This is a genomic window from Streptomyces sp. NPDC104831, from assembly GCF_055583025.1.
Window position 1 is genome coordinate 18,576 of the sequence record NZ_JBVJOT010000007.1, and the last position, 23,957, is coordinate 42,532.

A 23,957-nucleotide genomic window follows, 5' to 3' on the forward strand; every position below is an offset into this window, starting at 1 on the left:
CTTTATAAGGAGGGCCCGGGGTCAACCTTCCAGCAGCCAGCGCCCGCCGCCGATCAGCGAGCACAGCGATACCGCGTGGAACAGGAACAGCCACAGGCCCGCCGGTACGTGGGTCAGCCGGGACAGCTGGTCCGCGTCCGAGTCGCCCGCCCCGCCCCGCGAGCGCGCGGCCTGCAGCTCGAACGCCGGGCGGACCCCGCCGAGCAGCAGGAACCACACCACCGCGTACCCGAACGCGGCCTGCACCGGCGGCTGTGCCAGCCAGGACACCAGCAGGAACGTCCCGCCGGCCAGGACCACGGTCAGCACGCCGTAGGCGTTGCGGATCATCACCAGCATCGCCAGCAGCAGCGCGGTCGCCGCCCACAGCAGCAGGGTGATGCGGCCGGCCGCCAGCAGCGCGGCCCCGCCGAGGCCCAGCAGGGCGGGGGCCGGGTAGCCGGCGGCGGCGGTCAGGATCATCCCGGCCCCGTACGGCTTGCCCCGGCTCACGGTGAGCCCGCTGGTGTCGGAGTGCAGCCGTATGCCGGTGAGCCGCCGGCCGGTGAGCAGGGCGAGCAGACCGTGGCCGCCCTCGTGCGCGATGGTGATCGCGTTGCGGGACACCCGCCACACCGGGTGCGGCGCGACGACGGCGAACGCGGCGGCGAGCGTGGCCAGCACCACCCACGGTCCCGGAGCGGGCTGGGTGCCGGTGAGCCGGTCCCAGAGGTCGGGCAGCGCGGTGGCGGCGAGGCTCTCCATGGGTCCGGACGGCTCCCTCTTCTCGTGACGGGTCTGGCAGTGTGGCACTTATGTGCGGACGGTATGCATCCAGTCGTAGGCCCGAGGATCTCGCAGGCGTCTTCGAGATCGACAAGTGGGAGCCCGAGGAGACCTTGGAGCCGGACTACAACGTGGCGCCGACCAAGGAGGTCTACGCCGTCCTGGACCGTCCTCTGAAAGACGCGGAATCCCCTCGTCCGGTTCGCCAGCTGCGCAGGCTCAAGTGGGGACTGGTGCCGTCCTGGGCCAAGACCCCCGAGGGCGGGGCGCGGATGATCAACGCCCGCGCGGAGACCGTGCACGAGAAGCCCGCCTACCGCCGCGCCTTCGCCGCCCGCCGCTGCATCCTGCCCGCCGACGGCTACTACGAGTGGGTCACCGGCGAGCAGGAACGCGAGCTGGAGGTCGAGGGCAGGAAGAAGCGGCCCCGCAAGCAGCCGTACTTCGTGCTGCCCGCCGACGGCTCGGTGTTCGCGATGGCGGGACTCTACGAGTTCTGGCGCGACCGGACCCTGCCCGACGACCACCCCGGGGCCTGGTGGGTCACCTGCTCGGTGATCACCACCGAGGCGGAGCGGAGCCCGCTGGCCGTCGCCCCCGCCGAGGGCCCCCGCTCGCTCGCCGACATCCACCCCCGGATGCCGCTGATGCTCACCCCCGACCGCTGGGACGCCTGGCTCGACCCCTCGCGCACCGACCCCGGGGAGCTGCGCGCCCTGCTCGCCCCGCCCCCGGCCGGCCTGATGCGCGCCTACCCGGTCTCCACCGCCGTCAGCAACGTCCGCAACAACGGCCCGGAACTGCTGAAGGAGCTGGAGGCGCCGGAAGAGGGCACACTCTTCTGACATGACTGACGTCACCACCGAGACGGTCGGCACCCCGGCCGGGGACGCCCGGATCACCTGGCACCCGGCCGGCGGGGCGCGGCTGGTGCTGGCCCTGAGCCACGGCGCGGGCGGCGGCATCGAGGCCCGCGACCTCCAGGCGCTCGCCGCCGCGCTGCCCGCGCACGGCGTGAGCGTCGCCCTCGTCGAGCAGCCCTGGCGGGTGGCCGGCAGGAAGGTCGCGCCCGCCCCGAAGACCCTGGACACCGGATGGCGCGGGGTGTGGCCCGCGCTCACCCGGCCCGGCCTGCCGGTGATCTCCGGCGGCCGCAGCGCGGGCGCCCGGGTCGCCTGCCGCACGGCGGCCGGGCTGGGCGCGCACGCCGTGCTCGCGCTGAGCTTCCCGCTGCACCCGCCGGGCAAGCCGGAGAAGTCCCGCGCCGGGGAGCTGCTGGGCGCGGGGGTGCCCACGCTGGTCGTGCAGGGCGGCAACGACCCCTTCGGGAAGCCGGCCGAGTTCCCCGCGGGCGATTACGGCCTGGCCGAGGTGGCGCACGCGGATCACGGCTTCGCGGTGCCGAGGCGCGCGGAGATCACCCAGGAGCGGGCGCTGGAGATCGTCACCGGCGCGGTGCGCACGTGGGTCGCGTCACTGGGGTGAGGCGGGAATGCGGGGCGGCGGCACGCTGTTGAGGAGGTCGGAAGTGCCGGGGACCCGGCACCGATGTCGTAGCAGGAGAGGAAGTCCGCCGCATGGGTTCGACCATCTGCCCGGCCCGCAGCAGCCGCACTGACCTGGACTGGTCCGTGCTGCACGCGGCCAGGACGGCTCCTATTCGAGCGGCGGCGGGTGCGGGTCGTGTTCTATCCTCCGAAACGAGTGGGATCGGTTTCGGTCCCGCCCGGGATCTTGAGGAGGTGGGTCCGGTCACTGGGACCGACGCAGGGACCGACAACGGCCAGGCGGAGCTGCCCGAGGGCCAGGGCATCCGCGCGTCCGACGAGACGGGCGCGCAGCGCAACGCGCGCTTCGAGCGGGACGCGCTCGAGTTCCTCGACCAGATGTACTCGGCCGCGCTGCGCATGACGCGCAACCCGGCCGACGCCGAGGACCTGGTGCAGGAGACCTACGCCAAGGCGTACGCGTCCTTCCACCAGTTCCGCGAGGGCACCAACCTCAAGGCGTGGCTGTACCGGATCCTCACCAACACCTTCATCAACTCGTACCGCAAGAAGCAGCGCGAACCCCAGCGCAGCGCGGCCGAGGAGATCGAGGACTGGCAGCTCGCGCGCGCCGAGTCGCACATGTCGACGGGGCTGCGCTCCGCCGAGTCGCAGGCGCTCGACCATCTGCCCGACTCGGACGTGAAGGAAGCCCTCCAGGCGATCCCCGAGGAGTTCCGCATCGCCGTCTATCTGGCGGATGTAGAGGGCTTTGCCTACAAGGAGATCGCGGACATCATGGGGACACCCATCGGTACGGTGATGTCCCGGCTGCACCGGGGCCGCCGTCAGCTGCGCGGCATGCTGGAGGACTACGCCCGGGAGCGCGGGCTGGTCCCGGCGGGCGCCGGAGAGTCGAACGAAGCGAAAGGCTCGGGCTCATGAGCTGCGGAGAGCCGCACGAGACGGACTGCGGTGAGGTCCTCGACCACCTGTACGAGTTCCTCGACAGCGAGATGCCGGACATCGATCGCGACAAGTTCCAGCACCACTTCGAGGAATGCTCGCCGTGCCTGGAGAAGTACGGCCTGGAGCAGGCCGTGAAGAAGCTGGTCAAGCGGTGCTGCGGGCATGACGACGTGCCGGCCGACCTGCGGGCCAAGGTCATGGGGCGGATCGAGCTGATCCGCTCCGGGCAGACCGTCCCGGAGCACGACGTGACCCGGGCGCCGACCGCGCCCCAGGAGTCCTGACACGCCGGGTCAAATCACCCGTACGTGCTAATCCTCAGGTCATAAGCCCCACACCCCCCGATTGCCGTCCTAGGCTCCGAGCCTGGACAGACACGGTCGGGGAGGGGCGTGATGGACGCGGTACCGGCAAGGGCACGCGGCTATGTGGCCGCCGTCGCCCTGCTGGGCGCCCTCTGCCTGTCCCGCCCGCCGGACACCCCCGGCGCCTGGGCGGCGCCCACCCTGCTCGCCGCACTGTACGCGGCCTGTGAGCACGCCGTGCACCGGCGCTTCGGCGGCACCTTCTACCCCGTGCTGCTCGCCGGAGCGTTCCTGCTGCCGGCGTCGGCCGCCGCGCTGGTCCCGGTGCCCGCCGCCCTGCTCTGCCCGGTCGGCCACCGGCCCGCCCTGCCCCGGCGCGTGTGGCGGGCCGCGCGGCCCGTGCTCGCCGTGTGGGCCGCCGCCCGGGTGCACGAGGCGCTCGGCGGCCGCGCCGCCGTGGCCGGCTCCGACTTCCCCTACGCCCTGCTGCCGGCCGGCGCCGCCGTGCTCGCCTTCTGCCTGGTGCTCACCGTGCTCGACGGCGGCCTGCGCTCGGCCGCCGGGCTGGTGCCGCCGTGCCGGACCTGGCGCGGCCTGCTGGCCCGCTCCCTCGCCCCCGTCGCGGCGCACGGACTCGCCGGCCTGATGATGGCCGTGCTGTGGCGCAGCCCCTACGGACCGGTGTCCGCGCTGCTGGTGCTGCTGCCGATGTGCGTCTCCTGGTGGGTGTTCGCCCAGTACCACCGTGAGCGCGCCGCCCACCAGGCGACCATCCGCGCCCTCGTCCAGGCCGTCGACATCAAGGACGGCTACACCCGCGGCCACAGCGAACGCGTCGGGCAGGCCTCCGTGCTGATCGCCCGCGAACTCGGCCTGGACGACGACCGGGTGGAGGTGCTGCGCTTCGCGGGCATCCTGCACGACGTCGGCAAGCTGGGCGTGCCCACCCGGCTGCTGCGCAAGGACGGGCCGCTCACCCCCGAGGAACGCCGGATCATCGAACTGCACCCCGAGTACGGCCACGAGATGGTCCGCGGGATCTCCTTCCTCGGCGAGGCCCGCTCGGCCATCCTCCACCACCACGAACGGCTCGACGGCACCGGATACCCCTACGGCCTGGCCGGCGACCGGATCCCCGAGTGCGCCCGGATCGTCGCCGTCGCGGACGCCTTCGACGCCATGACCTCCACCCGCTGCTACAGCCGGGCCCGCCCGGTCGAGGCCGCCGTCGCCGAGCTGGAGCGCTGCGCCGGCGCGCACTTCGACCCCCGCATGGTGCGCGCGCTGGTCCGCGCCCTGCGCCGCGAGGGCTGGCGCCCGGCGGTCACCGCGGACGAACCGGCCCACGGCACCGCACCCGCCGAGCGGGCCCCGCGCACCGGGGCGCACCGATGACCGTGCTGCGGCTCATCCACACCGCCGCCGCCCTCGCCGCGGCCGGCTCCCTCGCCGACACCCTGTGGACCGGCCTGGCCGACCGGGGCGACGCGCTCGCCTTCGGGCTGCTCGTCACCGTGGGCGAGCTGGCCCGGTGGAGCGACGACCGGGCCCGGCAGGCCGCGCCCCTCGGCGCCGCCGGCTCGCTGTCGTACGCCCTGCTGGGCGCCGTAGCCGGGCGGCCCAGCCAGCACGACGCCGCCCAGGTCGTCACCGTCGTCCTCGTCGCCGCGCTGCTCGGCGCCGTTCCGCACATCTGGTCCGGCCGCGCCCCCACCGCCGATCACCTGGCCCGCCGGATCCTCACCGTCGGCTTCGCCGCCCTCTGCTTCCAACCCCTGTACAACGAGGGTGTCTTCACCGGCTGGTGCGGATCCGCCTACGCCCTGCTGCTGCTCACCCTGCTCGCCCTGACCTCCCTGTGCGGCACCGTGCTGGCCGCCGCGCTGGCCCACTGCCGCACCGGCTGGCCGTTCGGCCCGCTGCTGCGCGAGGAGGTGCGCGGGCTGCTCGGCATCGGCTCCGCCGTCGTCGCGACCGGTGCGGTGATGGCGCTCGCGGTCGCCGTCGCCGGGCTGTGGGCGCTGCCCGTGTTCTGCCTGCCGCTGCTGCTGGTCCAGCTGTCCGTGCGCCGGTACGCGGCGGTCCGCGCCACCTACCGGCAGACCATCGCCTCGCTGGCCCGCGCCACCGAGATCGCCGGCTGCACCCCCGCCGGGCACGCGCGCCGGGTGGCCGCGCTCAGCCTCGCCGTGGGCCGGGACCTCGGGCTGACCCGGCCGGAGCTGACCGTGCTGGAGTACGCGGCCCTGATGCACGACATCGGCCAGCTCAGCCTGGTCGACCCGGTCCCGGCCGGCGCCACCGCCGCCCTGCCCGCCGCGGAGCAGCGGCGCATCGCCCTGCTCGGCGGCGCCGTCGTCCGGCAGACCGGGGTCGACCCGGCCGTCGCCGACGTGGTGGAGCGGCAGGCCGACCCCTACGCCGAGCAGCCGCTCGCCGCCCGCATCGTCCGGGCCGTCAACGCCTACGAGGAGAAGAGCCGGGACGCCGGCCCCGAGGGCTCCTCGCGCGCGCTGGAGGAACTCGGGCTCCGCACCGCCCGGGAGTACGACCCGCGGGTGATGGATTCGCTCGCCCGGGTACTGTCCCAGCCCCAGGCGGCGCGGGAACGCGTGCCGGTGAGACGGACGGGACTGTCTGACCCCGCGCCCGGCTGGGTAACCCATGGGTAATGAGCACCTTTCCCGCCGTACGTGGTTGGATGCGAGGGAGAGGGTGTCCGGGGGCACAAGCCAGCCCACAGCGGGAAATGGAACTGGCAGGCGGGAATCGTGAGGATCTTCGGCAAGGGACGGCACCGGCCCTCCGCCTCCTGGCGGCAGGCCACCGACCGCGCGTTCACACTCATCGGCGACGGCCGGTACGAGGACGCGGGCGAACTGCTGACACGGGCCGCCGATCTCGAACCCTGGCTGTCGGAGTCCTGGTTCAACCTCGCGCTGCTGCACAAGTTCCGGCACGACTGGGAGCAGGCCCGCGCGGCCGGACTGCGCGCGGTCGCCCTGCTCGACCGGGACACCGGGGCGCCCGACTGGTGGAACGTCGGCATCGCCGCGACCGCCCTCCAGGACTGGCCGCTGGCCCGCCGCGCCTGGCAGGCGTACGGGCTGAAGGTGCCCGGGGGCTCCGCCGCCACCGCCGAGCCGCTCGGCATGGAGCTGGGCAGCGCGGCCGTACGGCTCTCCCCGGAGGGCGAGGCCGAGGTCGTCTGGGGCCGGCGGCTGGACCCGGCCCGGCTGGAGGTGCTGTCCATCCCGCTTCCCTCGTCCGGGCGGCGCTGGGGCGAGGTCGTGCTGCACGACGGCGTCCCGCACGGCGAGCGCACCACCTCCACCGGGCACTCCTACCCGGTCTTCGACGAGATCGAGTTGTGGGCGCCGTCCCCCGTGCCCACCTGGGTGGTCCTGCTGGAGGCGGCCACCGAGGCCGACCGGGACGCGCTGGAGCAGCTGGCCGCCGACGCGGGGTTCGCCGCGGAGGACTGGTCGTCCTCGGTGCGGCTGCTGTGCCGGATGTGCAGCGAGTCCCGGATGCCCTCCGACGAGGGGGAGGGGGTGCACCTGGACCCGCACGACCACAGCGAGCCGGGGCATCCCGGGCCGCTGGGGCACCGGACGGACGGGCAGCTGTGGGTGCCCGAGCGGGAGTGCGGGGTGGCCGCGCCGCCCTCGCTGGTCCGGGGGCTGCTCGACGGATGGGTCGCCGACAGCCCGGATTCGCGTGACTGGCGGGACCTCGAAGAGGTGTGCTGAGCACCGCGCGCGGCCGCGGCGCCGCCGTGGCCGGTGGCGGAGTTCCCCGCGCCCCCCAGGGGCGCGGCCACGTAACCTGTACCAGCAACATCTCCCCCTGTTCTTTGAGGAAGGCGTACGTCGGTCATGGCGCAGCAGGACACCGATCAGCAGGACGCGGGCGTGCTCCCGGTCGACGACGAGGGCTATGTCGTCGACACGGAGAACTGCGAGGAGCGCGAGAACGCCTGGCGTGAGCGCGGCACCTCGCGGCCGATCACGGTCGTCGGCAACCCGGTCCTGCACAAGGAGTGCCAGGACGTCACCGAGTTCGGCGAGGAGCTCCAGCAACTGGTCGCCGACATGTTCGCGAGCCAGCGCACCGCCGAGGGCGTGGGCCTGGCCGCCAACCAGATCGGTGTCGACCGCAAGGTCTTCGTCTACGACTGCCAGGACGACGAGGGTGTCCGGCACGTCGGCGTGGTGTGCAACCCGAAGCTGGTCGACCTGCCCGCCGATCGCCGCCGGCTCGACGACAGCAACGAGGGCTGCCTGTCCGTCCCCACGGCGTACGCCGCCCTCGCGCGTCCCGACTACGCCGAGGTGACCGGCCAGGACGAGCGGGGCAACCCGATCAAGGTCCGGGGCACCGGCTACTTCGCGCGCTGCCTCCAGCACGAGACCGACCACCTCTACGGCTACCTGTACATCGACCGGCTCTCCAAGCGGGACCGCAAGGACGCGCTGCGGCAGATGGCCGAGAACGAGCCGCGCTACCCCGTGGTCGCCAACGACTGACCCCCCCCGGGTCCGCCGCGGCGCCCGGCCGGGATTTTTCCCGCCGGGCGCCTTCGTGTTGCCGCCGTTCGCTTGTTCGAGCATCGCGTGTCCGTTTTGCTCCGCCGCCCCCGTGCGCCCCATTCGGTCAGACAAGGGGGCTGTCTCGCCACTTTGGGGTGGTGAGTGGACCAAATCCGTTCCCACAACGGTCACTTGTGGTGCTGAATGTAAGTACGGGGATACGCAACGGCGCACACCCGGCACAAGGGGAGAGGTGTGCGCTCCTGGCGGCTGAGAGGGGTTTGTCCTGTGCAAGCTTTCCCACGCAGCACCACGGCGACGGCGGTCGCGGTCCCGCCTTCGCTGGCACTCCCGGTGATCGAGTCCTCCTTTCCGCGGCGACTGCACCCGTATTGGCCAAAGCTTCAGGAGAAGACGCGGCTGTGGCTGCTGGAAAAGCGGCTGATGTCGGCGGACAAGGTAGCGGAATATGCCGATGGACTGTGCTACACCGACCTCATGGCGGGCTACTACCTGGGCGCCCCGGACGAGGTCCTGCAGGCCATAGCCGACTACAGCGCCTGGTTCTTCGCCTGGGACGACCGCCACGACCGCGACATCGTCCACGGCCGGGTCGCCGGCTGGCGGCTGCTGCGCCACCGGCTGCACACGGCCCTGGACGCGCCCCGGTCCCACCTGTACCACCCCGACCCCCTCGTGGCGGGCTTCGCGGAGAGCGTGCTGCGGCTGTACGGCTTCCTGCCGCACACCTGGAACCAGCGGTTCGCCCGCCACTTCCACGCCGTGATCGAGGCCTACGACCGGGAGTTCCGCAACCGTACCGAGGGACGCATCCCCACCGTCGACGAGTACCTCGCCCTGCGCCGGCTCACCTTCGCCCACTGGATATGGACGGATCTGCTGGAACCCAGCGCCGGATGCGAACTCCCGGAAGCCGTCCGGAAGAATCCCGCATACCGCCGGGCGGCGCTGCTCAGCCAGGAATTCGCCGCCTGGTACAACGACCTCTGCTCACTGCCGAAGGAAATCGCCGGCGACGAGGTGCACAACCTCGGCATCAGTCTCGTCGCCCATGCCGGACTGACCCTCGAAGAAGCGGTGGACGCCATCAGACGGCGCGTCGAGGAATGCGCCGTCGAATTCCTCGAAGCCGAGCGGAACGCGCTCGTACTCGCCCGGCGGATCGACGACGGTACGGCACGCGGCCGGGAACTGGGCAATACGGTCCGGACCTGCGTCGGCAATATGCGCAACTGGTTCAGCTCCGTCTACTGGTTCCACCACGAGTCCGGCCGGTACCGGGTCGACAGCTGGGACGACCGCGCCACGCCCCCGTACGTCACGAACGAAGCGGCAGGTGAGAAATGACCGTCGAGTCGGTGAAGCCCCAGGCCCCCGCCCGCCCCGGCACGTCCCCGCTCGGTGAACCGCCCCTGGCCGGCGGAGCCCTGCCCGTCCTCGGACACGGACCGAGACTGGTCCGCGATCCGCTCGCCTTCGTGTCCGCGCTGCGCGAGCACGGCGACGTCGTACGCCTGAGACTCGGCCCCAAGACGGTGTACGCCGTCACCACGCCGGAACTCACCGGAGCCCTGGCCCTCAGCCCCGACTTCGTGATCGACGGCCCGCTGTGGGAGTCCCTGGAGGGACTGCTCGGCAAGGAGGGCGTGGCCACCGCGAACGGCCCCCGGCACCGGCGGCAGCGGCGCACCATCCAGCCCGCGTTCCGGCTCGACGCGATCCCGGCCTACGGCGCGGTGATGGAGGAGGAGGCGCACGCCCTGACCGAGCGCTGGCAGCCCGGCCGGACCATCGACTGCACCATCGAGTCCTTCCGCGTCGCCGTCCGCGTCGCCGCCCGCTGCCTGCTGCGCGGCGACTACATGGACGAGCGCGCGGAACGGCTCAGCGCCGACCTCGCCACCGTCTTCCGCGGCATGTACCGCAGGATGGTGATCCCGCTCGGGCCGCTGTACCGGCTGCCGCTCCCGGCCAACCGCCGATTCAACCGGGCGCTGGCCGACCTGCACCTGCTGGTGGACGAGATCGTCGCCGAGCGCAGGGCCTCCGGGCGAAGGCCGGACGACTTGCTGACGGCATTGCTGGAGGCGAAGGACGACAACGGCCACCCCATCGGGGAGCAGGAGATCCACGACCAGGTCGTCGCGATACTCACGCCCGGCAGCGAAACAGTGGCCTCCACGATCATGTGGTTGCTCCAGCTCCTCGCCGAGCACCCGGAACACGCCGAGAAGGTACGGACCGAGGTCGAAGCCGTGACCGGCGGTCGACCGGTCGGATTCGAGCATGTCCGCTCGCTCAGGCACACCAACAACGTCGTCGTCGAGGCCATGCGACTGCGGCCGGCCGTGTGGATCCTGACCCGGCGCGCGGTGACGGACACCGTCCTCGGCGGCTACCGCATCCCGGCCGGGGCCGACATCGTCTACAGCCCGTACGCGATCCAGCGCGACGGCCGCTCCTACGACCGTCACCTCGACTTCGACCCGGACCGCTGGCTGCCCGAGCGGGCCAAGGACGTGCCCAAGTACGCCATGAGCCCGTTCAGCGTGGGCAACCGCAAGTGCCCGAGCGACCACTTCTCCATGGCCCAGCTGAGCCTGATCACCGCGGCGGTCTCGGCGAAGTACCGCTTCGAGCCGGCCGCCGGTTCGGACGACACCACCCGCGTGGGGATCACGCTGCGCCCGCACCGCCTGCTGCTGCGCCCGAGGCCCTGGTAGGCCGCCCGGTGCCGGCGTGCGCTCAGGCGGCCTGGGGGCCCCGGAACGCGCGCCGGTAGGCGTGGGGGGTGACACCCAGCGCCCGGACGAACTGATGGCGCAGCGCGGCGGCCGTGCCGAACCCGGTGCGCCAGGCGATCGCGTCCATCGTCTCGTCCGTGCCCTCCAGCAACTCCTGGGCGAGCAGCACACGTTGACGCAGGACCCAGCGGTAGGGCGTGGTCCCCGTCTCCTGCCTGAAGCGCCGGGCGAAGGTGCGCGGCGCCATGTGGGCGCGGGCGGCGAGCTGGTCCACCGTGACCTCCTGGTCGAGGTGGGCCCCCAGCCACGCCAGCACCTCCCCGACCGTGTCGACCGGTGCCTTCGGCAGGGGCCGTTCGATGAACTGCGCCTGCCCCCCGTCCCTGTGCGGCGGCACCACCATCCGGCGGGCCAGCTTGTTGGCCACCTCCGGGCCCTGCTCCTTGCGCACCAGGTGCAGACAGGCGTCGATCCCGGCGGCCGTGCCGGCGGAGGTGATCACGGGATCCTCGTCCACGTACAGCACGTCCGGCTCGACCTCGATCCGGGGATAGCGCCGGGAGAGCTGCTCGGCGTGGTGCCAGTGCACCGCGCACCGCCGCCCGTCCAGCAGCCCCGCCGCGGCCAGCACAAACACCCCGGAGCAGACGCTGAGCACCCGGGTGCCCCGGTCGACCGCCCGGCGCAGCGCCGCGAGCAGCTCCTCCGGGTACGCGCGCGCCGCGAAGCCCTCACCGGCCGGTACGGCGATCAGGTCGGCCTCCTCCAGCCGCTCCAGGCCGTACGGCGTGGACACCGTGAACCCGCAGGGGGTGCCGAGGCCGGGCCCCTCCGCCGACGCGACGGCGAAGTCGTACACCGGCAGCCCGTCATCGCTGCGGTCGATGCCGAACACCTCGCACACGACACCCAGTTCGAAGGGATGCACCCCGTCCAGCAGCACGGCGGCCACGTTCTTCAGCATGCCGCCAGTCTGCCCTGTCAGTGGCAGTAATTCGAGGGTCTACGGCAGTCCTGCCACTGCCGGTCAGGGGCGGCCGGCGCGACAGTGGTGTCCATGAACGGAAACCAGATCGAAGGCGTGATCGGAATCGGACTGACCCTCGGGATCCTGGTCCTCCTGGCCCTCCCGTCCCTGCTCGGCTTCCTGCGCGACAGGCGCGTGGGCCGGCGGACCGGGCAGGGCCAGGAGGGCCGCGGAGCGGGGAGGGATCAGAAGTCCTCGTCGAGGTCGACGGTGCCTTCCACGGCGACCTGGTAGGCGGAGGGGCGGCGTTCGAAGAAGTTGGTGAGTTCCTGGACGCCTTGGAGTTCCATGAAGGAGAAGGGGTTCTCGGAGCCGTAGAGGGGGGCGAAGCCGAGGCGGGTGAGGCGCTGGTCGGCGACGCATTCGAGGTACTGGCGCATGGACTGGGTGTTCATGCCGGGAAGGCCGTCGCCGCACAGGTCGCGGGCGAACTGGAGCTCGGCGGCGACGGCTTCTTCGAGCATGTCGGTGACCTGCTGCCGGAGCTGGTCGTCGAAGAGGTCGGGTTCTTCCTTGCGGACGGTGTCGACGACGTCGAAGGCGAAGCTCATGTGCATGGTCTCGTCGCGGAAGACCCAGTTGGTTCCGGTGGCCAGGCCGTGCAGGAGGCCGCGGCTGCGGAACCAGTAGACGTAGGCGAAGGCGCCGTAGAAGAAGAGTCCTTCGATGCAGGCGGCGAAGCAGATGAGGTTGAGCAGGAAGCGGCGCCGGTCGGCCTTGCTTTCCAGGCGGTCGATCTTTTCGACCTCGTCGATCCACTTGAAGCAGAATTCTGCCTTTTCGCGGATGGAGGGGATGTTCTCGACGGCGGCGAAGGCGGCGGCGCGGTCGTCGGGGTCGGGGAGGTAGGTGTCCAGGAGGGTCAGATAGAACTGGACGTGGACGGCTTCCTCGAACAGCTGGCGCGACAGGTAGAGGCGTGCTTCGGGGGAGTTGATGTGTTTGTAGAGGGTGAGGACGAGGTTGTTGGCGACGATGGAGTCGCCGGTGGCGAAGAAGGCGACGAGGCGGCCGATGAGGTGTTGTTCCTCGGGGGTGAGCCTCGCGAGGTCGGCGACGTCGGAGTGGAGGTCGACCTCTTCGACGGTCCAGGTGTTCTTGATGGCGTCCCGGTAGCGTTCGTAGAAGTCGGGGTAGCGCATGGGGCGCAGGGTGAGTTCGAAGCCGGGGTCGAGCAGGTGGGTGTTGCGGGTCATTACTGGCAGGCCTCGCAGGACTCGGGGTTTTCCAGGGAGCAGGCGACCGCTTCGGGGTCCGCGGCGGTCTGCTGTGCGGGGAGGGTGGGCTGTGCCTGGGCGGCGCGGGCGATGCGGGTCGCGGGCCGCGAGCGCAGGTAGTACGTGGTCTTCAGCCCGGACTTCCAGGCGTAGGCGTACATCGAGCTGAGCTTGCCGATGGTGGGGGTTTCCAGGAACAGGTTCAGCGACTGGGCCTGGTCCAGGTAGGGGGTGCGGGCGGCGGCCATGTCGATCAGGCCGCGCTGGGGGATCTCCCAGGCGGTGCGGTAGAGGGTGCGGACGTCCTCGGGGATCCACCGGAAGTCCTGGACGGAGCCGTTGGCCTCGCGCAGGGCCTCGCGGGTGCGGGCGTCCCAGACACCGAGGTCCTTGAGGTCCTGCACGAGGTAGGAGTTGACCTGGAGGAACTCCCCGGACAGGGTCTCGCGCTTGAACAGGTTCGACACCTGCGGCTCGATGCACTCGTACACGCCCGCGATCGAGGCGATGGTGGCCGTCGGAGCGATCGCCAGCAGCAGCGAGTTGCGCATGCCCGTCTTCGCGATGCGCTCGCGGAGGGCGTCCCAGCGCTCGGGCCAGGTGAACTCGACGCCGTAGTGGTCGGGGTGGAGGACGCCCTGTGCCGTGCGGGTCTTCCGCCAGGCGGGCAGGGGGCCGTTGCGTTCGGCGAGGTCGGCGGAGGTCTCGTACGCGGCGAGCATGATGCGCTCGGCGATCCGCGTGGACAGGGCCTTGGCCTCGGCCGAGTCGAAGGGCAGCCGCAGCTTGAAGAAGACGTCCTGGAGGCCCATCACCCCGAGCCCGACGGGTCGCCATTTCGCGTTCGAGCGTCCCGCTTGTTCGGTGGGGTAGTAGTTGATGTCCACGACGCGGTCGAGGAAGGTGACGGCGGTGCGGACGGTGGTGTCCAGGCGGTCCCAGTCGATGTCGCCGTCGTGGACGAAGGCGCCGAGGTTGACGGAGCCGAGGTTGCAGACGGCCGTTTCGCCGTCGTTGGTGACTTCCAGGATCTCGGTGCAGAGGTTCGAGGAATGGATGACGTTGCCGGGTTCGGCGGTCTGGTTGGCGGTGCGGTTGGCGGCGTCCTTGAAGGTCATCCAGCCGTTGCCGGTCTGGGCCAGGGTGCGCATCATGCGGCCGTAGAGCTCGCGGGCGGGGAGGGTCTTCCTGGCGAGGCCGGCGGCTTCGGCCTTGCGGTAGGCGGTGTCGAAGTCCCGGCCCCACAGGTCGGCGAGTTCGGGGACGTCGGCGGGGGAGAAGAGGGACCACTGGGCGTCGCTGTTGACGCGGCGCATGAACTCGTCGGGGATCCAGTGGGCGAGGTTGAGGTTGTGGGTGCGGCGGGCGTCCTCGCCGGTGTTGTCGCGCAGTTCGAGGAATTCCTCGATGTCGCAGTGCCAGGTCTCCAGGTAGACGGCGGCGGCGCCCTTGCGCCGGCCGCCCTGGTTCACGGCGGCGACCGAGGCGTCGAGGGTCTTCAGGAACGGCACGATCCCGTTGGAGTGCCCGTTCGTCCCCCGGATCAGCGAACCCCGCGAGCGGACACGGGAGTACGACAGCCCGATGCCGCCGGCGTGCTTCGACAGCCGGGCCACCTGGTGGTAGCGGTCGTAGATGGAGTCCAGCTCGTCCAGCGGGGAGTCCAGCAGGTAGCAGGACGACATCTGGGGGTGCCGGGTGCCGGAGTTGAACAGTGTGGGGGAGGAGGGCAGGTAGTCCAGGCGGCTCATCAGGCCGTAGAGGGAGGCGACCTCGTCCAGGGAGCGGACCGTGTCGTCCTCGGCCAGCCCGCTCGCCACGCGCAGCATGAAGTGCTGGGGGGTCTCGACGACCTTGCGGGTGATCGGGTGGCGCAGCAGGTAGCGGCTGTGCAGGGTGCGCAGGCCGAAGTAGCCGAAGCGGTCGTCGGCGCCCTCCGCGACGGCCGACTCCACCAGCGCGTCCAGCCGCTCGGCGTGGGCGCGGACGAACGCGGCGGTGCGGTCGGCGACCAGGCCCTCGCGGTGGCCCACCGCGATCGACCCGGTGAAGGACGACACGCCCTGGGAGGCGGCCTCGGCCCGGATCGCGAGGGTGAGCAGCCGGGCGGCGAGCCTGGAGTAGGCGGGGTCCTCGGCGATCAGGCCGGCGGCGGCCTCCGTGGCCAGCTCGCGCAGTTCCGCCTCGTCGGCCCGCGCGGACCGGCCGCGCAGCGCGGCGGCGGCGACCCGGCCGGGATCGGCGTCGGGCAGGTCGGCCGTCAGCTCGGACAGGGTCCGCAGCAGCGCGGCACCGGGACCGTCGGTCTCCGGTGCGCTGACCGAAGCCGGGTCTGCTGGCGCGATGGTCACGTGGGGGTCTCCCTCGCTCGGCACGGGGCCTGGCGGAGGGCAGGGGCGACCACGAGCGCGCACGGCGTCGCGTCCGCCGGCCCATTCCACGAGGCCCGGACGTCGGAACACACCCGGACCGGGAGGCCGGGTGGGCCGTCGGCAGGTCTTCGGACTGGACAGGCGCGCGGACACGCGAGTCACACCGTTGCGGGACAGTTCCGGATTCGCACCGGATTCCCCTGCGACGACAGCGAGGACGAGCATACATCTAGTGCCGGGCTGTCCCCTCACCCCCAGATGTTGTGTCGCCCCCGCTCCGGACGGTCAACGGACGGACGGGGAGCGTGAGGCCGGCGGTGGGGGGGCGGATCTCCGGCGTCCGCCGGTACCGGCGCGGGTGACACCGCCGGGCGGCGCGACGCCGTGCCGGCCCAGGGCGGGGCCCGGTGCCGGGTACGGCGGACCGGCAGGGCGGGCGGGTACGGCGACGGGCCGCCGGGGAGTGTGCTCCCGGCGGCCCGTCGCGCGGAGTGGGCCCGGTGCCTCAGTGGCCGGCGCCGGCCGTGGCGGCCGGCAGCTCCACCTGGACTCCCGGGTCGCCGGAGTCCGCCGTGTAGTCCTCCGGCTTGGTCTCGTCGATGCCCTCCGGCGCCTTCACGGCCTTCAGGACGACCGTGAGGACCACGGTGACCAGGACGTTCAGCACGAACGCCGTCAGGCCGATGTAGCCGATCTCACCGATGCCGGGGATCTCCTTCGCGGAGCCGCCGAAGTGCTTCTGCGTCGGCGAGGCCACCCCGTACGCGGCCACCGTGCCGTAGACCATGCCGACCGCCCAGCCGGCCAGCAGCGCCCAGCGGTGGAACCAGCGGGTGAACAGGCCGCCGACCAGCGCGGGGAACGTCTGCAGGATCCAGATGCCGCCCAGCAGCTGGAAGTTGATGGCGACGGTCTTGTCCATCGTGAGCACGAAGACCAGGGCGCCGACCTTCACCAGCAGGGAGACCAGCTTGGAGACCTTGGTCTCCTGCGCGGCCGTCGCGTTCGGCCTGATGAAGTCCTTGTAGATGTTCCGGGTGAACAGGTTGGCCGCCGCGATGGACATGATCGCCGCCGGGACCAGCGCGCCGATGCCGATCGCCGCGAACGCCACGCCCGTGAACCAGTCCGGGAACATGTCCTCGAACAACTGCGGGATGGCGAGCTGGCCGTTGGAGACCTTCACCCCGGCCGCGATCGCCATGAAGCCCAGCAGCGCCAGCAGTCCCAGCATCAGGGAGTACAGCGGCAGGATGGTGGTGTTGCGGCGGATCACCTCACGGCTGCGCGACGACAGGGTCGCGGTGATCGAGTGCGGGTACATGAACAGCGCGAGCGCCGAGCCGAGCGCCAGCGTGGCGTACGTCCACTGGCCCGCCTCCGGCGGCGTCACCGCCCCGCGAGGCTTGCCGGTGGCCGGGTTGACCTGGCCGAAGGCGTGGCCCGCCTTGGCGAAGATGTCGTCGAACCCGCCCAGCTTGATCGGGATGTAGATGATCGCCACCACGATGACGATGTAGATCAGCGTGTCCTTGACGAACGCGATCAGGGCGGGGGCGCGCAGGCCCGAGGAGTAGGTGTAGGCCGCCAGCACACCGAAGGCGATGAGCAGCGGCAGGTCCTTCACGAACCAGTTGGTGTTCTCGCCGCCGCCGACGCCCATCACGTCCAGCACCGCCTGGATGCCGACCAGCTGGAGCGCGATGTACGGCATCGTCGCCAGGATGCCGGTCACGGCCACCGCCAGCGACAGGCCCTTCGAACCGAACCGGCCGCGCACGAAGTCGGAGGTGGTGACGTAGCCGTGGCGGTGCGAGACCGACCACAGGCGGGGCAGGAACGTGAAGATCATCGGGTACACGAGGATCGTGTACGGCACCGCGAAGAAGCCGGACGCGCCCGCCGCGTAGATCGCCGCCGGCACGGCGACGAAGGTGTACGCCGTGTAGAGGTCACCACCGAGCAGGAACCAGGTGATCCAGGTGCCGAACGACCGTCCGCCCAGGCCCCATTCGTCCAGGGAGTGCTCGTTCTCGGACCTGCGCCAGCGCGCGGCCAGGAAGCCCATGACCGTGACGGCCAGGAAGAAGAAGATGAAGACGCCGAGCGCGACTCCGTTGACACCGTCCTTCACTTCGCCGCACCCCCGTTCGCTTCCCCGCGGGCGCGCTGGTCACGCTGCCAGAGCTTGTACGCCAGCATGGTGAGAACGGTGGAGACCAGCACCCAGAGCATCTGGTACCAGTAGAAGAACGGGATCCCGATGAGTGCGGGGTCGGTCTTGGCGTACGAGCCGACCCACAGCATCGCCACGAAGGGCGCGACGAGACACAGGGCGATGATCACCCTTCCCGGTGTCACCACCGGTGGTCTCACTTCAGGCGTTTCGGACATGGCACGGCTCCGTCCCCTCGCTGATCACCTGTGCAATGAGCAGGAAATCTAGGTGACTGTGTCATGACAGCGAAAGCCCTCGTCCGCATATCGGTATATCGATTCAGCGAACGTGTGCGGCCGATGACCCGGCGGTTACTCCACCGGGCGCTTCAGCCGGGCGACGAACTTGTACCGGTCCCCGCGGTAGACCGAGCGCACCCACTCCACCGGCTTGCCGTGGCGGTCCAGCGAGTGGCGGGAGAGCATCAGCATCGGCAGGCCCACGTCGGTGCCGAGCAGACCCGCCTCGCGGGGGGTGGCCAGGGAGGTCTCGATGGTCTCCTCGGCCTCGGCGAGGTGGACGTCGTAAACCTCGGCTAGCGCGGTGTACAGCGAGGTGTACTTCACCAGCGATCGCCGCAGGGCGGGGAAGCGCTTGGCCGACAGATGGGTGGTCTCGATCGCCATCGGCTCGCCGTTGGCCATGCGCAGCCGCTCGATGCGCAGCACACGTCCGCCGGCGGTGATGTCGAGCAGCTCGGCCAGCCGGTCGTCGGCGGTGATGTACCCGATGTCCAGCAGTTGCGAGGTCGGCTCCAGGCCCTGGGCCCGCATGTCCTCGGTGTAGGAGGTGAGCTGGAGCGCCTGGGAGACCTTGGGCTTGGCGACGAAGGTGCCCTTGCCCTGGATGCGTTCGAGCCGGCCCTCCACGACCAGTTCCTGCAGGGCCTGGCGCACGGTGGTCCGGGAGGTGTCGAACTCGGCGGCCAGCGTGCGCTCGGGCGGGACCGGCGTGCCCGGCGCCTGCGTCTGCGTCATGTCGAGCAGATGCTTCTTCAAGCGGTAGTACTTGGGCACGCGCGCGGTACGGGTGATGCCTGCCTCGTTCTCCGCACTGCTGACGTCGGTGCTCATGGTCTGCCTTCCCGGCTCCGGGTGCCGAAAGCGACCGACATCCCATCGGCCACGGCTCACATCGTGGCACGGGTTGCTGTGCCGGCACCCCGCCCGCACGCTCCGTGATCCCCTCTGTATACCGCCGCACCCGCTGTTGGTCTAGTCCATCCCCCGGGGAGCCGCGCGACCGCCGACGGAACGGAGGAGTGGGACAGGGGCGGCGGGGCCGGTGGCACGGGCGGGCCCCGGTCGCCTGGGTCGGTGCGCGGGGGAGGAGCGGCGCGGGGGCGGCAAGGGCGCGGTCCGGCCGGCGGCGTACGGCGCAATCCGGCCGCGGCCGGCCGGACCGCCGACGCTCCCCGCCCGGCCGGTGACCAAGGGCCGCAGCCGTCCGGCCTGGGGAGCGCACCCGGCCCCTTCGGTCCGCGGACGCCTTCAGGCCGTGGCGGGGACGCGCTCCCTCACGGCCCGGTCCGGACTCCCCGGCCGGTGACTCCCGTCAGATGCCCTGCCACTGCGGCTTGTTGGCGTAGGTGTGGCGGAAGTAGTCGGCCAGCTTCAGCTTGGACGCGGCGGCCTCGTCGACGACCACCGTGGCGTGCGGGTGGAGCTGGAGCGCGGAGGCGGGGCAGACCGCGGCGACCGGGCCCTCGACGGTCGCGGCGACCGCGTCCGCCTTGCCCTCGCCGGTCGCCAGCAGCACCAGGTGCCGGGCCTCCAGGATCGTCCCGATGCCCTGGGTGATGACGTGGTGCGGGACCTGCTCGATGTCGCCGTCGAAGAAACGCGCGTTGTCGATCCGGGTCTGCTCGGTCAGCGTCTTGATCCGGGTGCGCGAGGCGAGCGAGGAGCAGGGCTCGTTGAACCCGATGTGCCCGTCGGTCCCGATGCCGAGCAGCTGGAGGTCCACCCCGCCGGCCCCGGCGAGCGCCCGGTCGTACGCCTCGCACGCCGCCTGGACGTCCTCCGCCGTGCCGTCCGGCCCCATGAACGCGTCCATCCCTATGCCCAGCGGCTCCAGCACCTCGCGGCGCAGCACCGAGCGGTAGGACTCGGGGTGGTCCGCGGGCAGCCCGACGTACTCGTCCAGCTGCGCGATCCGCGCCCGGGAGGCGTCCACGGCGCCGGAGCGCACCTTGGCGGTCAGCGCCTGGTAGATGGGCAGCGGAGTGGAGCCGGTGGCCACGCCGAGCAGGGCGTCGGGCTTGCGTCGCAGCAGCTGGGCCATGGCCTCGGCGATCAGCTCGCCGCCCGCCGCGGCGTCCGGAACGATGACAACTTCCACGCTGGGCCTGCCGTTCTGAAGTGGGCTCTGTGCTCTCTATGTGGTTTAGACCAATCTAACAGAGGCGGGGTCCCGAGGCGCGGAAAGAAGCGGGGAAGGTCCGGGAAACTCTCAGCTGAGGGAACCCCCTGTCGCGTCCAGCCAGTGACCGGTCACCCAGCGCCCGTCCTCCGAGACCAGGAAGGCCACGACGTCGGCGACGTCCGCCGGCGTTCCCACGCGTCCCAGTGCCGACAGCGCGGTGGCCCAGGCCTGACCGTCCTCCGTGCCGTGCAGGAAGTCCGCGGTGTTGTCGGTGTCGATGATCCCGGGCGCCACCGAGTTCACCGTGATCCCGCGGGGGCCGAGCAGCTTGGACAGGTCCCGGGTGAAGACGTCCAGCGCCGCCTTGGTCATCGAGTAGGCCATGAGGTGGGGCATCGCGGCGGTCCGCGCCAGGCCGGACGATATGTTCACCACCCGCCCGCCGTCGCGCAGCCGGTCCGCGCCGAGCCGGGTCAGGAAGAACGGGGCCTTCACGTTCACCGCGAACAGCCGGTCGTACTCCTCTTCCTTGATCTCCTCGAAAGAGCCCGCGGTGCCGATGCCCGCGTTGTGCACCAGGATGTCCAGCCCGTCCGCGTGCCGGTCGAACTCCTCCCACAGCCGCTCCGCGTCCTGGGGGGTGCCCAGCTCCACGCCGATCGCGAACGCCGAGCCGCCCGCCGCCTCGATCGCGGCCACCGTCTCCCCGGCCGCCTTCGCGTTGGTGCCGTAGTGCACCGCCACCCGTGCCCCGTCACGCCCCAGCCGCTCGGCGATGCCCCGCCCGATACCCCGGCTCGCCCCCGTGACCAGCGCCGTCTTCCCTGTCAGCGCACCCATGGCCGCCCCTCCAGATTTGTCTAGCGGTCGTTACAAAAAAACCGTACACCACCCCGCCGACATTTTTCTAGGGCTCGCTATAAAATGGTGTCCATGGCGACGGGGCAGGACACGCAGGCGAAGAGCGGCGGCGCGGGCCGGACGCGGGGCAGGCCGCGCTCCTTCGACCGGGCCACGGCGCTGGAGAAGGCGCTGACGGCCTTCTGGGAGCGGGGGTACGAAGCCACCTCGGTCTCCGACCTCACCCGCGTCATGGGGATCGGCGCCCCCAGCCTGTACGCGGCCTTCGGGGACAAGCGGTCCCTCTTCGACGAGGTCGTCCGCGTCTACGCCGGCGGCCACGGCGCCTTCGCCGATCGCGCCCTCGCCGAGGAGCCCACGGCCCGCGAGGGCGTCGAGCGCGTGCTGCGCGAGGCCGCCGCCCGGTACACCGACCCGGCCCATCCCCACGGTTGCATGATCATCCACGCCGCCACCAACTGCACCAACCCCGAGGTGGAGGCGCTGCTGCGGGAGCGGCGCAACGCCAACATCGCGGCCCTGGAGTCCCGGATCCGGACGGACGTCGCGGCCGGGCTGCTGCCGCCCGGCACCGACGCCGCCGCCCTCGCCCGCCATGCCGGTGCCATGCTCCAGGGCATGTCCCAGCAGGCCCGCGACGGCGCACGCCGGGAGGAACTGGAAGCACTCGCGGAAATTGCCATGGCCATCTGGCCCCACGACTGACCCGGGCGGGCTAGGCTGCGTGGCATCGCGTGCCACGGCCTCCGCGCACGGACGCCTTCCACGCCATGGACACGCCGTACTGGTCTAGTCCAGAATCGAACAACAAGCCTCCGTCTTCCCCGCACAGGAAGGCGGACCGAGGATCCGGTGCTCTCTGCCCTGACTGCCCCGGCTCCTCGACCTTCGGCCGACCGGGACCGCACACCCCACGGCCGTTGATGCTCCGGGCTGCGGTGCCGGTGAGGGTTGAGGGTCCCTTCCAGGCGCCGCGGCCCGCGGGTGTTTTTCCGGCCATCGTGAGGCCCCGGGTACGCTCGCACACGTGCCCTCCATGAACGAACTCGTACGCCAGCACACCGCCCTGGACGACTCCGACCTCGAGTGGCTGCACCTGCTGGTCTCGGAGTGGCAGCTGCTCTCCGACCTCTCCTTCGCCGACCTGGTGCTCTGGGTCCCCACCCGGGACGGCACGCGGTACGTCTCGGTGGCCCAGATGCGGCCCAACACCGGCCCGACCTCGTACCAGGACGACATGGTCGGCCACCTGGTCCCGCGCGGCCGGCGGCCCATGCTGGACGCGGCGCTGGACGAGGGCCGGATCGTGCGCGAGGGCGATCCGGAGTGGCGCGAGGAGGTTCCCGTACGGGTCGAGTCGATCCCGGTACGGCGGGAGGGCCGCGTCCTCGGCGTGATCGCCCGGAACACCAACCTGCTCACCGTGCGCACCCCGAGCCGCCTGGAGCTGACCTACCTCCAGAGCGCCTCCGACCTCGCGCAGATGATCGCGGCCGGCTCCTTCCCGTTCCCCGGCCAGCAGGTCGACATGGACGCCTCCCCGCGCGTCGGCGACGGCCTCATCCGGCTGGACGCGGACGGCGTCGTCCACTACGCCTCCCCGAACGCCCTGTCCGCCTACCACCGGCTCGGCCTCGCCGCCGACCTGGTCGGTCACCACCTCGGGCAGACCACCGCCGAACTCGCCCCCACCCGCGGCCCGGTGGACGAGGCGCTGGCCAAGGTGGCCAGCGGCTGGGCGCCGCGCGAGTTCGAGATCGAGGCGCACGACGGCGTCATCCAGTTCCGGGCCATCCCGCTCAAGCCCAAGGGCATCCGCATCGGTTCGCTGGTGCTGCTCCGGGACGTCACCGAACTGCGGCGCCGAGAGCGCGAGTTGATCACCAAGGACGCCACCATCCGGGAAATCCACCACCGGGTGAAGAACAACCTCCAGACGGTCGCGGCCCTGCTGCGGCTCCAGGCCCGGCGCATCGAGTCCGAGCGCGGCCGGGAGGCCCTGGAGGAGGCGGTCCGCCGGGTCGGCTCCATCGCCATCGTGCACGAGACGCTCTCCCAGAACCTGGACGAGCGGGTGGAGTTCGACGACATCGCGGACCGGGTGCTGGCCATGGTCGCGGAGATCTCGCCGGGCAAGGTGACCGGCCGCCGCACCGGGCGGTTCGGCATACTCGACGCCGAGGTCGCCACCCCGCTGTCCATGGTCCTCACCGAGGTCCTGCAGAACGCCCTGGAACACGGTTTCCGCGAGGGCGACACCGGCACGGTCGAGGTCTCCGCGGTGCGTGGCGGCACCACCAAGGAGGCCCGGCTGCTGGTCACCGTCCAGGACGACGGCGTCGGTCTGCCCGAGGGCTTCGACCCGCACCGCTCGGGAAACCTCGGTCTGCAGATCGTACGGACGCTGGTGGAGGGGGAGTTGGGCGGATCCTTCGACATGGTGCCGGCGGCCGGGCGGGGGACCCGGGTGATCCTCGACATCCCGGTGCGGGCCCAGAAGTAGGCACCGCCCCGGCCGGCGCCCGCGCCGGCGACGCCCCGGGCACAGCAAAAAGCCCCGGACCGCCATTGGTCCGAGGCTGATGCTCGTTGCTGCTCTGCTTGTATCGCTAAGCGCTCCGGGGGAACTGCGCGCTGCGGCTCGGGGGCGGGAGATGCGTACGTGCTGTGCGCGCCGCCAAGCTCAGGCTGTCAGCAGGGGTGGGTATGTCAGGCGGAGGCCTGACGGGCCCGGTTGCGGGCGGCGCGGCGCTTCATGGCACGGCGCTCGTCCTCGCTGAGACCACCCCAGACGCCGGAGTCCTGGCCGGACTCAAGCGCCCACTGCAGACACTGCTCGATCACCGGGCAGCGACGGCAGACGGCCTTGGCTTCCTCGATCTGCAGCAGCGCAGGACCGGTGTTGCCGATGGGGAAGAAGAGCTCGGGGTCTTCCTCGCGGCAAACGGCGTTGTGACGCCAGTCCATGGCTGCTACCTCTCCTTGGTATTACGTGCAGGTTGCTTGTGAATGTGAACGCTTTCACGAATCCCCCAACAGGTGAAGGGCCGACCGCCGAGTTCACACCCGGCGTGG

At 71.5% G+C, this 23,957-nt stretch carries 22 protein-coding genes and 1 riboswitch; of the genes, 12 read left to right on the plus strand and 10 right to left on the minus strand.

From position 1 onward, the window contains the following. Nucleotides 1-21: 21 nt before the first annotated feature. Nucleotides 22-744, minus strand: a complete 723-nt coding sequence (locus ACZ63H_RS06930) for a M50 family metallopeptidase (RefSeq protein WP_469862793.1) — start codon at nucleotides 742-744, stop codon at nucleotides 22-24. A 50-nt stretch (nucleotides 745-794) separates the two neighbouring features. Here ACZ63H_RS06930 and ACZ63H_RS06935 point away from each other — a divergent pair, with 50 nt between their 5' ends. The 10 genes from ACZ63H_RS06935 (at nucleotide 795) to ACZ63H_RS06980 (ending at nucleotide 10,802) form a co-directional block, all read left to right on the plus strand. Then, nucleotides 795-1,610 carry an SOS response-associated peptidase gene (locus tag ACZ63H_RS06935; protein ID WP_469862794.1) on the plus strand — a complete coding sequence of 272 codons (816 nt, stop codon included), beginning with the start codon at nucleotides 795-797 and terminating at the stop codon, nucleotides 1,608-1,610. 1 nt (nucleotide 1,611) lies between these two features. Continuing rightward, entirely contained in the window at nucleotides 1,612-2,250 is a 639-nt protein-coding gene (locus tag ACZ63H_RS06940; RefSeq protein WP_469862795.1) for an alpha/beta hydrolase family protein, read from the plus strand. Between the two features lie 257 nt (nucleotides 2,251-2,507). Then, nucleotides 2,508-3,197: a sigma-70 family RNA polymerase sigma factor gene (locus tag ACZ63H_RS06945; protein WP_467933625.1), complete on the plus strand. Its 690-nt coding sequence runs from the start codon at nucleotides 2,508-2,510 to the stop codon at nucleotides 3,195-3,197. Further along, a complete protein-coding gene (gene rsrA / locus ACZ63H_RS06950; protein WP_467933624.1) occupies nucleotides 3,194-3,505 on the plus strand; it encodes a mycothiol system anti-sigma-R factor in 312 nt (103 codons plus the stop codon). Before ACZ63H_RS06945 ends, rsrA begins: the two co-directional genes overlap by 4 nt. Before the next feature lie 111 nt (nucleotides 3,506-3,616). Next, nucleotides 3,617-4,921 carry an HD-GYP domain-containing protein gene (locus tag ACZ63H_RS06955; protein ID WP_469862796.1) on the plus strand — a complete coding sequence of 435 codons (1,305 nt, stop codon included), beginning with the start codon at nucleotides 3,617-3,619 and terminating at the stop codon, nucleotides 4,919-4,921. Beyond that, a complete protein-coding gene (locus tag ACZ63H_RS06960) occupies nucleotides 4,918-6,198 on the plus strand; it encodes an HD-GYP domain-containing protein (protein ID WP_469862797.1) in 1,281 nt (426 codons plus the stop codon). The genes ACZ63H_RS06955 and ACZ63H_RS06960 overlap by 4 nt, the downstream gene beginning before the upstream one ends. A 99-nt stretch (nucleotides 6,199-6,297) precedes the next feature. Further along, complete coding sequence (locus ACZ63H_RS06965; protein ID WP_469862798.1) at nucleotides 6,298-7,278, plus strand: hypothetical protein; 981 nt, start codon at nucleotides 6,298-6,300, stop codon at nucleotides 7,276-7,278. A 126-nt stretch (nucleotides 7,279-7,404) separates the two neighbouring features. Continuing rightward, nucleotides 7,405-8,055 (plus strand): peptide deformylase, encoded by a 651-nt coding sequence (def, locus tag ACZ63H_RS06970; protein WP_467933619.1) that lies wholly within the window; start codon nucleotides 7,405-7,407, stop codon nucleotides 8,053-8,055. Nucleotides 8,056-8,346: 291 nt separating this feature from the next. Further along, entirely contained in the window at nucleotides 8,347-9,426 is a 1,080-nt protein-coding gene (cyc1, locus tag ACZ63H_RS06975; protein ID WP_469862799.1) for an epi-isozizaene synthase, read from the plus strand. Continuing rightward, complete coding sequence (locus ACZ63H_RS06980; RefSeq protein ID WP_469862800.1) at nucleotides 9,423-10,802, plus strand: bifunctional albaflavenone monooxygenase/terpene synthase; 1,380 nt, start codon at nucleotides 9,423-9,425, stop codon at nucleotides 10,800-10,802. The genes cyc1 and ACZ63H_RS06980 overlap by 4 nt, the downstream gene beginning before the upstream one ends. Before the next feature lie 22 nt (nucleotides 10,803-10,824). Here ACZ63H_RS06980 and ACZ63H_RS06985 read toward each other — a convergent pair whose 3' ends face one another. The 8 genes from ACZ63H_RS06985 to ACZ63H_RS07020 form a co-directional block, all read right to left on the minus strand. Continuing rightward, nucleotides 10,825-11,787 (minus strand): GlxA family transcriptional regulator, encoded by a 963-nt coding sequence (locus ACZ63H_RS06985; RefSeq protein ID WP_469862801.1) that lies wholly within the window; start codon nucleotides 11,785-11,787, stop codon nucleotides 10,825-10,827. 248 nt (nucleotides 11,788-12,035) lie between these two features. Continuing rightward, nucleotides 12,036-13,046 (minus strand): ribonucleotide-diphosphate reductase subunit beta, encoded by a 1,011-nt coding sequence (locus ACZ63H_RS06990; RefSeq protein WP_469862802.1) that lies wholly within the window; start codon nucleotides 13,044-13,046, stop codon nucleotides 12,036-12,038. Beyond that, nucleotides 13,046-15,418: a ribonucleoside-diphosphate reductase subunit alpha gene (locus tag ACZ63H_RS06995; RefSeq protein WP_469862803.1), complete on the minus strand. Its 2,373-nt coding sequence runs from the start codon at nucleotides 15,416-15,418 to the stop codon at nucleotides 13,046-13,048. The genes ACZ63H_RS06990 and ACZ63H_RS06995 overlap by 1 nt, the downstream gene beginning before the upstream one ends. Nucleotides 15,419-15,541: 123 nt before the next feature. After that, nucleotides 15,542-15,670: riboswitch (cobalamin riboswitch) on the minus strand. 274 nt (nucleotides 15,671-15,944) lie between these two features. Continuing rightward, on the minus strand, nucleotides 15,945-17,573 hold the full coding sequence (gene mctP, locus ACZ63H_RS07000; protein WP_469862804.1) for a monocarboxylate uptake permease MctP: 1,629 nt from the start codon (nucleotides 17,571-17,573) through the stop codon (nucleotides 15,945-15,947). Continuing rightward, nucleotides 17,570-17,833 carry a DUF3311 domain-containing protein gene (locus ACZ63H_RS07005; RefSeq protein ID WP_469862805.1) on the minus strand — a complete coding sequence of 88 codons (264 nt, stop codon included), beginning with the start codon at nucleotides 17,831-17,833 and terminating at the stop codon, nucleotides 17,570-17,572. The genes mctP and ACZ63H_RS07005 overlap by 4 nt, the downstream gene beginning before the upstream one ends. Nucleotides 17,834-17,968: 135 nt before the next feature. Next, nucleotides 17,969-18,730, minus strand: coding sequence for a GntR family transcriptional regulator (locus ACZ63H_RS07010; protein ID WP_469862806.1), 762 nt, complete (start codon nucleotides 18,728-18,730; stop codon nucleotides 17,969-17,971). Nucleotides 18,731-19,211: 481 nt separating this feature from the next. Then, nucleotides 19,212-19,997 carry a glucosamine-6-phosphate deaminase gene (gene nagB / locus ACZ63H_RS07015; protein WP_469862807.1) on the minus strand — a complete coding sequence of 262 codons (786 nt, stop codon included), beginning with the start codon at nucleotides 19,995-19,997 and terminating at the stop codon, nucleotides 19,212-19,214. Between the two features lie 111 nt (nucleotides 19,998-20,108). Continuing rightward, nucleotides 20,109-20,861 carry an SDR family oxidoreductase gene (locus ACZ63H_RS07020; RefSeq protein WP_469862808.1) on the minus strand — a complete coding sequence of 251 codons (753 nt, stop codon included), beginning with the start codon at nucleotides 20,859-20,861 and terminating at the stop codon, nucleotides 20,109-20,111. Between the two features lie 93 nt (nucleotides 20,862-20,954). Here ACZ63H_RS07020 and ACZ63H_RS07025 point away from each other — a divergent pair, with 93 nt between their 5' ends. Together ACZ63H_RS07025 and ACZ63H_RS07030 are read left to right on the plus strand one after the other, a co-directional pair. Next, nucleotides 20,955-21,587 (plus strand): TetR/AcrR family transcriptional regulator, encoded by a 633-nt coding sequence (locus tag ACZ63H_RS07025; protein WP_469862809.1) that lies wholly within the window; start codon nucleotides 20,955-20,957, stop codon nucleotides 21,585-21,587. A 331-nt stretch (nucleotides 21,588-21,918) separates the two neighbouring features. Beyond that, nucleotides 21,919-23,385, plus strand: coding sequence for a sensor histidine kinase (locus ACZ63H_RS07030; protein ID WP_469862923.1), 1,467 nt, complete (start codon nucleotides 21,919-21,921; stop codon nucleotides 23,383-23,385). A 206-nt stretch (nucleotides 23,386-23,591) separates the two neighbouring features. Here ACZ63H_RS07030 and ACZ63H_RS07035 read toward each other — a convergent pair whose 3' ends face one another. Continuing rightward, complete coding sequence (locus ACZ63H_RS07035) at nucleotides 23,592-23,849, minus strand: WhiB family transcriptional regulator (RefSeq protein ID WP_003992873.1); 258 nt, start codon at nucleotides 23,847-23,849, stop codon at nucleotides 23,592-23,594. Nucleotides 23,850-23,957 lie beyond the last annotated feature (108 nt).

What these genes read in the sequence shown, in the direction of transcription:
- ACZ63H_RS07035 (WP_003992873.1), bottom strand. Translation starts at nt 23,849, where the DNA reads ATGGACTGGCGTCACAACGCCGTTTGCCGCGAGGAAGACCCCGAGCTC.
- ACZ63H_RS06940 (WP_469862795.1), top strand. Translation starts at nt 1,612, where the DNA reads ATGACTGACGTCACCACCGAGACGGTCGGCACCCCGGCCGGGGACGCC.
- ACZ63H_RS06955 (WP_469862796.1), top strand. Translation starts at nt 3,617, where the DNA reads ATGGACGCGGTACCGGCAAGGGCACGCGGCTATGTGGCCGCCGTCGCC.
- ACZ63H_RS06985 (WP_469862801.1), bottom strand. Translation starts at nt 11,787, where the DNA reads ATGCTGAAGAACGTGGCCGCCGTGCTGCTGGACGGGGTGCATCCCTTC.
- ACZ63H_RS07005 (WP_469862805.1), bottom strand. Translation starts at nt 17,833, where the DNA reads ATGTCCGAAACGCCTGAAGTGAGACCACCGGTGGTGACACCGGGAAGG.
- ACZ63H_RS06990 (WP_469862802.1), bottom strand. Translation starts at nt 13,046, where the DNA reads ATGACCCGCAACACCCACCTGCTCGACCCCGGCTTCGAACTCACCCTG.
- ACZ63H_RS07025 (WP_469862809.1), top strand. Translation starts at nt 20,955, where the DNA reads ATGGCGACGGGGCAGGACACGCAGGCGAAGAGCGGCGGCGCGGGCCGG.
- ACZ63H_RS06930 (WP_469862793.1), bottom strand. Translation starts at nt 744, where the DNA reads ATGGAGAGCCTCGCCGCCACCGCGCTGCCCGACCTCTGGGACCGGCTC.
- ACZ63H_RS06960 (WP_469862797.1), top strand. Translation starts at nt 4,918, where the DNA reads ATGACCGTGCTGCGGCTCATCCACACCGCCGCCGCCCTCGCCGCGGCC.
- ACZ63H_RS07030 (WP_469862923.1), top strand. Translation starts at nt 21,919, where the DNA reads ATGAACGAACTCGTACGCCAGCACACCGCCCTGGACGACTCCGACCTC.
- def (WP_467933619.1), top strand. Translation starts at nt 7,405, where the DNA reads ATGGCGCAGCAGGACACCGATCAGCAGGACGCGGGCGTGCTCCCGGTC.
- ACZ63H_RS06935 (WP_469862794.1), top strand. Translation starts at nt 795, where the DNA reads ATGTGCGGACGGTATGCATCCAGTCGTAGGCCCGAGGATCTCGCAGGC.
- ACZ63H_RS07010 (WP_469862806.1), bottom strand. Translation starts at nt 18,730, where the DNA reads ATGAGCACCGACGTCAGCAGTGCGGAGAACGAGGCAGGCATCACCCGT.
- rsrA (WP_467933624.1), top strand. Translation starts at nt 3,194, where the DNA reads ATGAGCTGCGGAGAGCCGCACGAGACGGACTGCGGTGAGGTCCTCGAC.
- ACZ63H_RS07020 (WP_469862808.1), bottom strand. Translation starts at nt 20,861, where the DNA reads ATGGGTGCGCTGACAGGGAAGACGGCGCTGGTCACGGGGGCGAGCCGG.
- ACZ63H_RS06980 (WP_469862800.1), top strand. Translation starts at nt 9,423, where the DNA reads ATGACCGTCGAGTCGGTGAAGCCCCAGGCCCCCGCCCGCCCCGGCACG.